The following is a 12,555-nucleotide window of genomic DNA, read 5'->3' as shown; positions in this document are numbered from 1 at the left end:
TTTTAATCTTATTCAGATGCTCGGGTGATGAAGAGGTTTTTAAGTTGAATGTAAATAGAAAAAGGGAAGGTATAGATTATGTACAAATAAATACGTTGTAAAAATCATGTTAACAAAAGGAGAGTACAGCAAAGAAAAATGAGTTGTGGGGTAGAATGTAGTGTTTTTTTAGTGTTAGAAGAAGGGGGGAGGTTTTTATTAATGTGGATAAAAAATGGATGAAATTCTAGAGAGAGGGTTAAGTTTTATTTTGTTACATTGTTTTGTTTTTATACATATAATCGGCTATATTCAATAAAAAAAGCCCAGGCCCCTTTGATAAACAAGGTTCCTAAGGCTTTTAATACGACTCTTTTCAGAGTACCGAGATTAACGAGAGTAGAACTCTACGATTAATGCTTCGTTGATTTCAGCTGGTAACTCAGAACGCTCAGCGTGACGAGTGTAAGTAGCTTCTAATTTGTCAGCATCGAAAGTTAAGTATTCTGGTACGAAGTTGTTAACTTCGATCGCTTCTTTAACAACAACAAGGCTGTTAGATTTTTCGCGAACGCTGATAGTTTGACCAGGTTTTACACGGTAAGATGGGATATCTACGCGAGCGCCATCAACCATGATGTGACCGTGGTTTACTAATTGGCGAGCTGCACGACGAGTGCGAGCTAAGCCCATACGGTAAACTAAGTTGTCAAGACGAGCTTCAAGAAGGATCATGAAGTTTTCGCCGTGCTTACCAGGCATTTTACCTGCTTGGTCAAATGTGCGACGGAATTGACGCTCAGTCATGCCGTACATGTGACGAAGTTTTTGTTTCTCTTGTAATTGTAAACCGTATTCTGAAAGTTTCTTACGTTGGTTAGGACCGTGAGGACCTGGTGCGTAAGGGCGTTTTTCTAATTCTTTTCCTGTGCCGCTTAGAGAGATTCCAAGACGACGAGACAGTTTCCAAGCTGGACCTGTATAACGAGCCATAGTTGACTCCTCCTTTAAAAATGTTTTTATTTACGTAAAATAAAAACAGACGTAATCGATATTTACGGGCATTTTGTTTTCATGTACCTTCGCTCCAGCAGCAGGGAGTTACGAGATACACCTCCGTAGAGGAACAAAATACAAACGATAAACTCACATTACAAGGCTGCCTTTTTATTTTACACAAACGCTATTATATCTTTTACCCAGAGTTTCGTCAAGCGAGTACGTTTTTGTTTTATGCATATAAATTTTGGAAGTTAATATAAGAAGGAATTTAAAACAATATAGAAGAAGAGATAGAAACACAAATAAAACGCTTACATAAAATGAAGGAAAACGTTCATCAAATTTTTATGGATGAATATGCGGCAATAAAAACATAAGGGGGATGTTTTTATGAAAAAGAAGCATATGGAGACAGCGTTAATTCATCACGGTTATACACCTGAGGAACATAAAGGAAGTTTAACACCACCTTTATTTCAAACTTCTACATTTACATTTGAGACTGCGCAGCAAGGAGAGGCGAGTTTTGCGGGAGTGGATCCATCTTATATTTACTCACGGCTTGGAAATCCAACTGTGAAATTATTTGAAGAACGTATGGCGGTGTTAGAAGGAGGAGAAGAGGCACTTGCCTTCGGATCTGGTATGGCAGCTATTTCAGCGACTTTAATCGGTTTTTTAAAGGCTGGAGATCATATTATTTGTTCAAATGGATTATACGGATGCACGTACGGTTTTTTAGAAGTGTTAGAAGAAAAATTTATGATTACGCATTCGTTTTGTGATATGGAGACAGAGGTTGATATTGAAAATAAAATTCGCCCAAATACAAAGCTTATTTTCGTTGAAACACCAATTAATCCGACAATGAAATTAATTGATTTAAAACAAGTGATTCGGGTTGCGAAGCGAAAAGGTTTACTTGTTATTGTTGATAATACATTTTGTTCACCTTATTTACAAAGACCGCTTGAGCTTGGCTGTGATGCTGTTGTGCATAGTGCGACAAAATATATTGGTGGTCATGGCGACGTTGTGGCGGGTGTAACGATTTGTAAAACGAAAGCATTAGCTGAAAAGATTCGCCCGATGCGAAAGGATATCGGCGGTATTATGGCACCGTTTGATGCATGGTTATTATTACGCGGGTTAAAGACGTTAGCAGTAAGAATGGATCGTCATTGTGATAATGCAGAAAAAATTGTATCGTTCTTAAGAAAACATGATGCGGTAGAAGATGTTTGGTATCCAGAAGGAGAGTTAGCATCTCGTCAAATGAAACGCGGGGGCGGTGTTATTTCTTTTTCAGTAAAAGGCGGAAAAGAAGAGACGCAAGCGTTTATTAATGATCTTCACTTTATTACAATTGCGGTGAGTTTAGGAGATACAGAAACGTTAATTCAGCATCCAGCAACGATGACGCACGCTGCGATTCCAGCTGAACTAAGAAAAGAAATGGGCATTTTCGATAATTTAATACGCTTATCAGTCGGTTTAGAATCGTGGGAGGATATCGTTTCTGATTTAGAGCAGGCATTAAAGAAAATATCTACTGTTAATCAATAAAAAAAGAGTGAGCTATCGGTTTTGTACAGGACGTACTAAATCGATAACTCGCTCTTTTCTTTTTACATATGTTTTAGGAGTGTTTCCACAAACTTTTCTAAATAGCGCTGATCTACTTCATCGAAACGATTCTTTTCGGGACTATCAATGTCAAGTACACCAATGACAGCTCCTTCTTTCACAATTGGTACAACGATTTCTGAATTAGAAGCACTATCGCAAGCGATGTGACCTGGGAATTGGTGAACGTCTGCTACAAGCTGTGTTGTTTTCGTTTCAGCTGCTACGCCGCAAACGCCTCGTCCAAATGGAATGCGTACGCAAGCAGGCATTCCTTGGAACGGTCCAAGGACAAGCTGATTTCCTTCTGTTACGTAAAAGCCAACCCAATTAACGCGATCTAAAAATTGGTTTAATAATGCGGAAGCATTTGATAAGTTTGCGACTACGTTTGATTCGCCAGTTAATAACGCATCCAGTTGTTTAATTACTGTCTCATATTGCTGCACACGAGATCCTGCATAACTTTCTTTAGTAAACATGGAAACAGCTCCTTTTTTATCGAGATGTGTAAAATATTAGCAAAATACGATGTATTTCACATGACTTTGTCGATAGAAAATTAAAGGAATTTGTCTTAAAAGTCAAGAAATTTAAACTATAGCTGTTCAGTGAGGGGAAGTGAGCGCATGAAGCAGACGAAACAAAAAGTAATTGATGCGGCAATATCGTTGTTTAATACGAAAGGTTATGATGGAACGTCGGTGCGAGACATTGCAAAGCGAGCGGATGTGAATGTAGCGAATATTTCATATTATTTTGCTGGGAAGCAAGGTTTATTAGAACAGCTTATTACTGATTTTTTAGAAGGATATATTCATGTGATTGAAATGTCGTTTGAACAGAGAGAGTATTTGTCGGCTAAAGATGTAATGGTGCAAATGGTGCGCGGGATTTTACGATATCAATTTGAAAATAGAGAACTAACACGTTTCTTCTACCGAGAGCTTTCGCTTGATACGACATTAATTCGTGAAGTGATGACCGTTTATTTTTCTAAAGAAAGATATTATATAGAACAAATGATTAGACAAGGACAAATGAAACAAGAATTTCAGAAAGTATCATTTACAATGTTTATGACGCAATTAAAAGGTATGATAAGTATGCCGTTTTTATATCCACAATATATATCAGAAGTACTCCATTCTTTCCCGTCTGAGACATTTTTCATAGAAATGTATACGAAAGAGATTGAGCAATGGATGGAACAAGCATTATGTAAAGCGAATATGTACCATGAATGGCCAAGAGCTGTTCATATGTGAAGAATCCCCACCTAACGAACTGAGGTGGGGATTTTTATGTTTACTTTTCTTTGCCATAAATTGTTACATAATAGCGCGATAATTGTTAATGCAGCTCCAGCGATTTCAATTTTATCGACTGTATAACCTCGAAAGATAGAACCAATGAGTGCAAGGATAGGAACTAAATTCATAAATAATATGCCGTTAATAGATGAAATATAGCGATTTCCCATATTCCAGCAAAATACAGCGATAACGCCTGCGATAATCGACATATAAAAGAGCTCAAAACGAACGCTCACAACTGTACGCAGTGACGGCATAGTAACTATATTTGTGTACGTTAAGAAAGTAACAATAACGATGAGTGAAATGGAGCCAAATAAACAAGTTAATGTCGTGTACCTAAGTGGTGACCAAGATTGAAAACGAGCAGCCCCGTTTGTATAAATGACCCAGCAAGTAACGCCGCATAGCATCAATATATTTGTTGATAAGTGGCTTGCAGCTCCAAATAGTAATTCAATATTTCCTTTTGAAATGACAAGCATAACACCAAGTAATGCAACGAACATACAAAGGAATGTATAGTTTTGTGGGCGGCGATTTTGGGTTATCCATTGCAGTGATAAGGCAATCAGTGGCATAAGGGATTGAATCATAGCTGCATGGATTGCTCCGGAAGGTCCGGCAAGTTGCTGTCCGTAGAAAACGAGAAAACCATACCCCGCGAAACCGACTGTCCCGTAAAAGAATAGAGAAAGTGTTCTTTTTTCTAAGCGGAGTGAAGTCTTTCCTTCAGTAATTAATAGCAAAATAAGAAAAATAATAGCTGCTGATCCATAGCGAAGCGTTGTGAAGAAGAATGGATCGATAAATTGCAGAGCACTTGCCATTACAGGAAACATAAATCCCCAGGCAGTGACGGCGAGTAAGCATAGAAAGGATCCGAGTAGCATTTGTTTTTTGTTCAAGAGTATCTTTCCCCTTTACATTTCGTTATAGTAAGTTGATGAAATAAGTATAAAGAGTAATTGTTTATAGGAGGAAATATCGATTTCTTATAACGGTTATAACTTTTTGTTAGAGGTGTGTACGATGGATTTGGAGGCAGTACGATCGTTTATTGAAGTGAAGCATACGCGAAGTTTATCAAAGGCAAGTAAGATTTTACATATATCACAACCAGCGCTTAGTAAACAAATTCAAAAGTTAGAAGGGGATTTAGAGGTTACTTTACTTAAACGTTCTGCGCAAGGAGTAGAGTTAACGGAGGCAGGAGAGTTATTTATAAAAAGAATGTTACCGATTTTGGAGCAAATAAATGAAGTGAAAACAGAAATGAGGGGGTATCAAGAGAACCGGAAGTTTTCAATTGGTATACTACCGAGTTTAGCGGAGCATTACATATCAGAATGTAAAGATATATTAGGTGATGAGTTCGAAGTGGAATGGCAAATCGGGCATACGGAAGTATTAAGAGATTTATTTAAAGCGCGGGAGATTGACGCGATGTTCATCGATTCAGTAGTAGAAGGTGCTACGTATATAAAAGAAGTGCAACAAGAGAAAATTGTTTGTGCCGTTTCAAATAATCATCCGTACAAAGAGAAGATAGTCATTCAAATAGAAGAGCTGCACAATGAAAAATTAATTGTATATCCAGAAATATGTGATGTAAGGAAAATGATTATGAACATGTTTCATGAAATAGGTGTAAAACCAACTATAGCTGTGGAAACATCTTACGCAGAACCGATGCTTGCAATGGTAAAAGCTGGCCTTGGTATCACGTTACTTCCAGAAAGGGCAGTAGAGCAGTCTGTAAGGCAAGGAAATGTACATGTAATTTCTGTTGAACCACCACTCATGCGGAAAATTTATTTCGTATCCCATACGAAAGATTGTTTGTTATTACAATCATTTGAGGATAGGGAGTGAGGTAGGCGGAATATTGAGAAAGATTACAATCACATTGAAAGAAACATGAAATTTTAAAAAAAACTAGGTCAAAAACAAACCATTACATGGTATGATTAGTACATTGTTAGTTGTTAAATATAGGGGAATTCCCTTTTTATACATAATGCCTTCCATTTCATAAACGGAACGGACAAAAAAAGAGATATAACTAGGAGGCTTTTTTGCATGGATTCTATCCTGACGATCGTTATCATTGTAGTAAGCTCTATTCTAGTGCTGCTCATGATAGAGCTTGTGATAAGAAATCGTTCATATAAAGATATTGAAGCACTGGAGCAGTGGAAACAAGAGATAAAAGATAAACCTGTGGCAGATGAACTAAAACGGGTAAAAGATTTAAACATGACGGGTCAAACAGAAGAACTGTTTGGTAAATGGCGTGAAGAATGGGATGAAATTGTATCAACAACCCTTCCGAAAGCTGACAAAGATTTAGCGCAAGCGCGAAAATTCGCCTCGCAATTCTCCTTCCGAAAAGCAAAGCATGCGATGAACGAATCCATAAGTGGTTTAGATGACGCTGATAATCGTATTACTGACATTTTAAATGAATTACAGCAATTGTTAGAAAGCCATGAGAAAAATAGCTCGGAAATTGAAGGGTTACGTGATACATATCGTAGTATGAAAAAGAGTGTTCTTGCTCATAGACATATGTATGGAGCAGCAGAGCAGAAAATCGAAGAGATGCTAGACGCTGAATCTGAGAAATTTAAAACCTTTGAAGAAGCAACAAACAATGGCGACTATTTAAAAGCGAGAGAAATTGTTATTAGTTTGGAAGAAGGTTTAGCAGATTTAGAAATCATTATTCACCAAATTCCAGATTTATTGGTAGAGTGTCAAGCGACGTTACCAGTTCAGCTGGAAGATTTATTACACGGACATAATGATATGGTAAGACAAGGTTATGTATTAGATTATTTGGAAGTCCCTAAAGAAGTTCGCGATATGACGAAACAACTACAAACATGTTTAATGGATATACAGGAGCTTCATATAACAGAAGCGGCTGAAAAAGTAGAAAACTTAAAAACACGTTTAGATGGCTTCTACGATCAATTGGAACAAGAAGTACATGCGAGACATTATGTGGAGCAAAAAACACTTTCTGTTTACGATGACTTAGAAGAAATGCGTATCGAAACGATTGAAACGAAAACAGAAACACAACTTGTGAAACAAAGCTATCAGTTACAAGATAAAGACATTGAGTCTCAAAAAGTAATTGAAAAGCAAATGCACATTTTAACGAAACGTTTTGAAATGCTACAATTACGCGTTGCAGAACAAGATATTGCCTTCTCTATTATTCGTGAGGAACTAGAAGAGGTTTATGAGCAATGTGAAACGTTAAAAGTACTTCATGCAGAATATAAAGAAATGCTGCAAGCGATGCGCAAAGAAGAATTTGAAGCACGTGAGAAGTTACAAGAAATGCGAAATACTATTTTCGAAACGAAACGCTTTATGCAAAAGTCGAATTTGCCAGGTCTTCCAGAGAGTATTATGGAAGATTTAAAAAGAGGGCAAATGGCAATGCAAGCTGTATATGAACAATTAGAAGTGAAGCCGTTAAATATGAACGCTGTAAATAGCAGTTTAGAAGAAGCATACACAACTGTGAACGGTGTGGCTGAAATGACAGAAGAGTTAATTGGACAAGCATATTTAGTGGAAAAATTAATTCAGTACGGTAACCGTTACCGTAGTCATGATGAAAACCTAGCAGAAAGTTTAAATTATGCTGAGAAATTATTCCGTGAATACCAATACGATGCAGCTTTAGAACAAGCGGCTTCAGTATTAGAGCAACTTGAACCTGGCGTTGTTCAAAAAATAGCTGAATATGTAGACAATGAACAAACCCTTTCATAAAAGGGTTTGTTTTTTTGTGTAATTTTGCAGACGATGTTGCTATAATGAATAGCGGAATACAGCAAGGTTATTCGTTTCAAAATAAAGTGAAACTGTAATCAGTAGGAGGATTCATCCCCATTGATTACTAGCCTTCACCAATCGGGCATTTACGGACAGCCCGACTCCTACCTAACTTCTTTGCTCTAACTGGATTTTGAGGTGAGAGTCTTATTGCCCGTTCATGCGGGATAAAGTGAAACTGTAATAGGAGGGCCTCCTCGACAATTATTAGCCTTCACCAATCGAGATAAAATGGAACCTTTGCGTAGTCTTAGCGTAATGACACGTATTTATGATATGATTATACGATGTGATAGCGCTGAAAGGGGAAGAACGATGATCTATTTTGATAATAGTGCGACGACGAAGCCATATCCAGAAGCTCTTCAATCGTACGTGACGGTTGCTGGGAAATATTTTGGTAATCCTTCTTCTATTCATTCGCTTGGAGGAGAGGCAGAGCGTCTATTAACACAATCAAGAACGATTGCAGCGCAGCTTCTTCGTGTTAAACCTTCTGAAATTATTTTTACATCAGGTGGAACGGAAGGGAATAACCTTGCGATTAAAGGGATAGCGATGAGGAATCGTTCGCGTGGCAAACATATCATTACAACAAATATTGAACACGCGTCTGTGTTTGAGGCATATAAGCAATTAGAAGAACTCGGGTTTGATGTAACATATTTACCGGTTAACGAGCATGGTGTTGTGTCGGTAGAAGATGTGAAACGAGCACTTCGTGAAGATACGATTCTTGTGTCAATTATTCATGTGAACAACGAAACTGGAGCAATTCAGCCCGTTGCTGAAATTGGAACGTTATTATCGAATCATCCGAAAATAAGATTCCATGTAGATCATGTACAAGGGATAGGGAAAGTACCGCTTGATTTATATGCGTCTCATATTGATCTTTGCTCAATATCTGGACATAAATTCCACAGTGTAAAAGGAACGGGTCTTCTTTATGTACGCGATGGCGTAAGATTAGATCCGATTTTATCAGGTGGTCAACAAGAGCTTAAGTATCGTTCTGGTACAGAAAATTTACCTGGCATTGTAGCGATGGTGAAAGCACTTCGTATGACAATGGAACAAGTGAAAGAAAAGGTAGCTCATTTGCAAAGTTTACAAGCAGAGCTTGTTCGTTTCTTTAAAGAGATGGAAGATGTAACGATTAACACGTCGCTTGCATATGCAGCACCGCACATTTTAAATGTATCATTTGTTGGTTTAAAACCAGAAGTAGTCGTTCATGCTTTAGAAGAACACGGTGTATATGTGTCAACGAAATCTGCTTGTTCTTCAAAAGCAAATGAAGTGAGCAGAGTGTTAGTGTCAATGGGAGTGCCGCATGCAGCAGCTGCAAGCGCTATTCGTATTAGTTTGGCACCAGAAAACACAATGGAAGAAGTAAAACAATTTGAAGGTATTGTAAAAGAGACGATGCCAAAATTATATGAAGTGATGAGGTAAAGAAATTATGTTGAAATATGAATATATTTTAGTGCGTTACGGAGAAATGACGACAAAAGGTAAGAACCGTTCTAAGTTTGTAAGCACATTAAAAGATAACGTGAAGTTCAAACTGAAAAAATTCCCAAATATTAAAATCGATGCAACACATGATCGTATGTACATCCAGTTAAATGGTGAAGATCATGAAGCAGTCTCTGAAAGATTGAAGGATGTATTTGGTATTCATAAGTTTAACTTAGCGATGAAAGTACCATCAGAATTAGAAGACATTAAAGAAGGTGCATTAGCAGCTTTCTTACAAGTAAAAGGTGATGTGAAAACATTTAAAATTACTGTACACCGTTCTTATAAGCATTTCCCAATGAGAACGATGGAATTATTACCTGAGATTGGCGGACACATTCTAGAAAATACAGAAGATATTACAGTAGATGTTCATAATCCAGATGTAAATGTACGCGTAGAGATCCGCAGTGGCTATAGCTATATCATGTGCGATGAGCGTATGGGAGCTGGCGGTTTACCAGTTGGCGTTGGCGGAAAAGTAATGGTACTTCTTTCTGGTGGTATTGATAGCCCAGTAGCAGCTTACTTAACGATGAAACGCGGCGTATCTGTGGAAGCAGTTCACTTCCATAGTCCACCTTTCACAAGTGAGCGTGCAAAACAAAAAGTAATCGATTTAGCACAAGAGTTAACGAAGTATTGTAAACGAGTAACGCTTCACCTTGTTCCGTTTACAGAAGTGCAAAAAACGATTAATAAAGAAATCCCATCTAGCTATTCAATGACGGTTATGCGCCGTATGATGATGCGTATTACAGAACGCATTGCTGAGGAGCGTAACGCACTTGCAATTACGACTGGTGAAAGTCTTGGACAAGTAGCAAGCCAAACGTTAGATAGTATGCATACGATTAACGAAGTAACAAACTACCCAGTTATTCGTCCGCTTATTACGATGGATAAATTAGAGATTATTAAAATCGCTGAAGAAATCGGCACGTATGATATTTCAATTCGTCCATATGAAGATTGCTGTACTGTATTCACACCAGCAAGCCCAGCGACGAAGCCGAAACGTGAAAAAGCAAATCGTTTTGAAGCGAAATACGATTTCACACCATTAATCGATGAAGCTGTAGCGAACAAAGAAACAATGGTATTACAAACGGTAGAAGTAGTGGCGGAAGAAGAAAAATTTGAAGAACTTTTCTAAAACCATAAATTACCATATCTAAAACGTGTATGAAGTCATGTTATTTATCACACTCTATACTCACAAGGAGGTGATATAACATGTCACGTAGCACAAATAAATTAGCGGTTCCTGGTGCTGAATCAGCATTAGACCAAATGAAATACGAAATCGCTCAAGAGTTTGGTGTTCAACTTGGAGCTGATGCAACAGCTCGCGCTAACGGTTCTGTTGGTGGTGAAATCACTAAACGTCTAGTTTCACTAGCTGAGCAACAATTAGGCGGTTACCAAAAATAATCCCATATGATGGCTTAGAAAGAGCGGGTTCTCCCGCTCTTTCTTTTTTTGTGTTGTGTCGCTATTTGTCGGTAAGTCGATGTAATTTCGTTTACTAATTCGACAGAACTGAAAAATTTGTCAAAAGAAGAGGGTTCAAAATTAACTGAAAATTCTTTATTATATAAAGGAGGCATAAAGAAAAGGGAGGATATTTTATGAAGCGAGAAGAATTGTTGGCGCCACCGTCTTATAATTTAGTTTCTGAAATAGAGAAATATACAGGTGATAAAGGGAAGTTAGCTTTAATTTGGCAAGATGATAAAGGGAATCGAAGGGAAGTTACATACGCTGAATTAATGCAAGGTGCGAATAAAATTGGAAACGCTTTTATAAAAAGTGGTTTGCAAAAAGGGGACAAGCTTCTCATTATGATGCCGCGTTTAATTGAAGCGTACATGACGTATATTGCTGCTATTAAAGCAGGATTTGTCGTAATTCCAAGCTCGGAAATGTTACGTAAAAAAGATATAGAATATCGAATTGGACATGGAGAAGTAAAAGCGATAGTAAGCTATGAGCCGTATATTAGGCAGTTTGATGATATAGAAGCGATGGAATCTCTTCGAAAATTTGTCCTGAGCGAACAGTCAGTAGATGGATGGATTAATTTAAAAACAGCGTTAGAAACAGAGAGTGACATGTTAGAAATGGCGAAGACAGATAAAGAAGATATGGTCTTTTTATCTTACACGTCAGGAACGACAGGAAATCCAAAAGGTGTCGTTCATACACATGCGTGGGCATACGCTCATTTACGTACGAGCGCTCCAAATTGGCTCGGAATTGAAGAGAATGATATTGTATGGGCAACAGCTAGTCCAGGCTGGCAAAAGTGGATTTGGAGCCCGTTTTTAGCAACTTTAGGATCAGGGGCAACAGGGTTTGTATATCACGGTAAGTTTGAACCTAAAACGTACCTAAACTTATTAGACGATAATAAGGTGAATGTACTTTGTTGTACACCGACTGAGTATAGATTAATGGCAAAGGTAGAAGATTTAAGCCAGTACAATTTAGAGGCACTACATAGCGCTGTATCGGCAGGTGAGCCGTTAAATAGAGAAGTCATTGAAACGTTCAAAAAGCACTTTCATATTACAGTGAGAGACGGCTATGGGCAAACGGAAAACACATTACTTGTTGGTGTAATGAAAGGGATGGATATTAGACCAGGATCAATGGGGAAACCAACGCCAGGTAACCATGTCGATATCGTAAATGAGGAAGGTACTCCAGTTAAAGTAGGCGAAGTTGGTGATATTGCAGTTCACATTGAAACGCCGGCCCTCTTTAAACAATATTACAAAGACGATGAGCGTACAGCGATGCAATTTCGCGGTGATTATTATATTACAGGTGATAAAGCGAAGAAAGATGAAGACGGCTACTTCTGGTTTGAAGGGCGCGGCGATGATATCATTATTAGCTCTGGTTATACAATCGGGCCGTTTGAAGTAGAGGATGCACTTGTAAAACATCCTTACGTAAGAGAATGTGCAGTTGTCGCAAGTCCTGATGAAATTCGTGGAAGTGTCGTGAAGGCATTTATCGTATTAAGAGAGAATATAGAAAAGAACGAAGAAATATTAATTCCAACACTCCAACAACACGTCAAAGAACTCACTGCACCATATAAATACCCTCGCAAAATTGAATTTGTAGATGAACTACCAAAAACGATTTCTGGAAAAATTCGCCGTATTGAACTTAGAAAACAAGAGATGGAGATTCCGTCAAAATAATTTTGAAAACAGTGAAGTAAATAGTTGAATGA

Annotated in this window: 11 protein-coding genes; 8 read left to right on the top strand and 3 right to left on the bottom strand. The window is 37.9% G+C overall.

The genetic code is table 11. The features are described from left to right. Positions 1 to 369: 369 nt before the first annotated feature. A complete protein-coding gene (gene rpsD, locus NST90_RS22025; protein ID WP_000135317.1) occupies positions 370 to 972 on the bottom strand; it encodes a 30S ribosomal protein S4 in 603 nt (200 codons plus the stop codon). A gap of 399 nt (positions 973 to 1,371) precedes the next feature. Between rpsD and megL the strand changes: the two genes are divergently transcribed. Next, positions 1,372 to 2,547 (top strand): methionine gamma-lyase, encoded by a 1,176-nt coding sequence (megL, locus tag NST90_RS22020; RefSeq protein ID WP_000726570.1) that lies wholly within the window; start codon positions 1,372 to 1,374, stop codon positions 2,545 to 2,547. 62 nt (positions 2,548 to 2,609) lie between these two features. On the opposite strand, the gene NST90_RS22015 is transcribed toward megL, so the two are convergent. After that, positions 2,610 to 3,089, bottom strand: a complete 480-nt coding sequence (locus NST90_RS22015) for a GAF domain-containing protein (RefSeq protein WP_000494340.1) — start codon at positions 3,087 to 3,089, stop codon at positions 2,610 to 2,612. A gap of 147 nt (positions 3,090 to 3,236) precedes the next feature. Here NST90_RS22015 and refZ point away from each other — a divergent pair, with 147 nt between their 5' ends. Continuing rightward, positions 3,237 to 3,875: a forespore capture DNA-binding protein RefZ gene (refZ, locus tag NST90_RS22010; RefSeq protein WP_000814923.1), complete on the top strand. Its 639-nt coding sequence runs from the start codon at positions 3,237 to 3,239 to the stop codon at positions 3,873 to 3,875. Between the two features lie 11 nt (positions 3,876 to 3,886). Here refZ and NST90_RS22005 read toward each other — a convergent pair whose 3' ends face one another. Further along, positions 3,887 to 4,831: a DMT family transporter gene (locus NST90_RS22005; RefSeq protein WP_016123448.1), complete on the bottom strand. Its 945-nt coding sequence runs from the start codon at positions 4,829 to 4,831 to the stop codon at positions 3,887 to 3,889. Between the two features lie 124 nt (positions 4,832 to 4,955). Here NST90_RS22005 and NST90_RS22000 point away from each other — a divergent pair, with 124 nt between their 5' ends. The 6 genes from NST90_RS22000 to NST90_RS21975 all read left to right on the top strand — a co-directional run bounded on the left by NST90_RS22000 (position 4,956) and on the right by NST90_RS21975 (position 12,523). Beyond that, positions 4,956 to 5,798, top strand: a complete 843-nt coding sequence (locus tag NST90_RS22000) for a LysR family transcriptional regulator (protein WP_283748101.1) — start codon at positions 4,956 to 4,958, stop codon at positions 5,796 to 5,798. 207 nt (positions 5,799 to 6,005) lie between these two features. After that, positions 6,006 to 7,718, top strand: a complete 1,713-nt coding sequence (gene ezrA / locus NST90_RS21995) for a septation ring formation regulator EzrA (protein ID WP_000377303.1) — start codon at positions 6,006 to 6,008, stop codon at positions 7,716 to 7,718. A gap of 378 nt (positions 7,719 to 8,096) precedes the next feature. Beyond that, complete coding sequence (locus tag NST90_RS21990; RefSeq protein ID WP_000638992.1) at positions 8,097 to 9,239, top strand: cysteine desulfurase family protein; 1,143 nt, start codon at positions 8,097 to 8,099, stop codon at positions 9,237 to 9,239. 7 nt (positions 9,240 to 9,246) lie between these two features. Beyond that, on the top strand, positions 9,247 to 10,461 hold the full coding sequence (gene thiI / locus NST90_RS21985; protein ID WP_000922337.1) for a tRNA uracil 4-sulfurtransferase ThiI: 1,215 nt from the start codon (positions 9,247 to 9,249) through the stop codon (positions 10,459 to 10,461). Positions 10,462 to 10,541: 80 nt separating this feature from the next. After that, positions 10,542 to 10,739, top strand: coding sequence for an alpha/beta-type small acid-soluble spore protein (locus NST90_RS21980; RefSeq protein ID WP_000091640.1), 198 nt, complete (start codon positions 10,542 to 10,544; stop codon positions 10,737 to 10,739). 197 nt (positions 10,740 to 10,936) lie between these two features. Next, entirely contained in the window at positions 10,937 to 12,523 is a 1,587-nt protein-coding gene (locus tag NST90_RS21975; protein WP_000817766.1) for an acyl--CoA ligase, read from the top strand. Positions 12,524 to 12,555: the final 32 nt, after the last annotated feature.

Source organism: Bacillus sp. FSL E2-8900 (genome assembly GCF_037966225.1).
Lineage (GTDB): Bacteria > Bacillota > Bacilli > Bacillales > Bacillaceae_G > Bacillus_A > Bacillus_A cereus.
This window is presented reverse-complemented; position numbering and strand designations above follow the sequence as displayed.

Coding starts and splice junctions, on each gene's coding strand:
- thiI (WP_000922337.1), top strand. CDS start 9,247: ATGTTGAAATATGAATATATTTTAGTGCGTTACGGAGAAATGACGACA.
- NST90_RS21980 (WP_000091640.1), top strand. CDS start 10,542: ATGTCACGTAGCACAAATAAATTAGCGGTTCCTGGTGCTGAATCAGCA.
- NST90_RS21975 (WP_000817766.1), top strand. CDS start 10,937: ATGAAGCGAGAAGAATTGTTGGCGCCACCGTCTTATAATTTAGTTTCT.
- megL (WP_000726570.1), top strand. CDS start 1,372: ATGAAAAAGAAGCATATGGAGACAGCGTTAATTCATCACGGTTATACA.
- NST90_RS21990 (WP_000638992.1), top strand. CDS start 8,097: ATGATCTATTTTGATAATAGTGCGACGACGAAGCCATATCCAGAAGCT.
- ezrA (WP_000377303.1), top strand. CDS start 6,006: ATGGATTCTATCCTGACGATCGTTATCATTGTAGTAAGCTCTATTCTA.
- NST90_RS22000 (WP_283748101.1), top strand. CDS start 4,956: ATGGATTTGGAGGCAGTACGATCGTTTATTGAAGTGAAGCATACGCGA.
- refZ (WP_000814923.1), top strand. CDS start 3,237: ATGAAGCAGACGAAACAAAAAGTAATTGATGCGGCAATATCGTTGTTT.
- NST90_RS22015 (WP_000494340.1), bottom strand. CDS start 3,089: ATGTTTACTAAAGAAAGTTATGCAGGATCTCGTGTGCAGCAATATGAG.
- rpsD (WP_000135317.1), bottom strand. CDS start 972: ATGGCTCGTTATACAGGTCCAGCTTGGAAACTGTCTCGTCGTCTTGGA.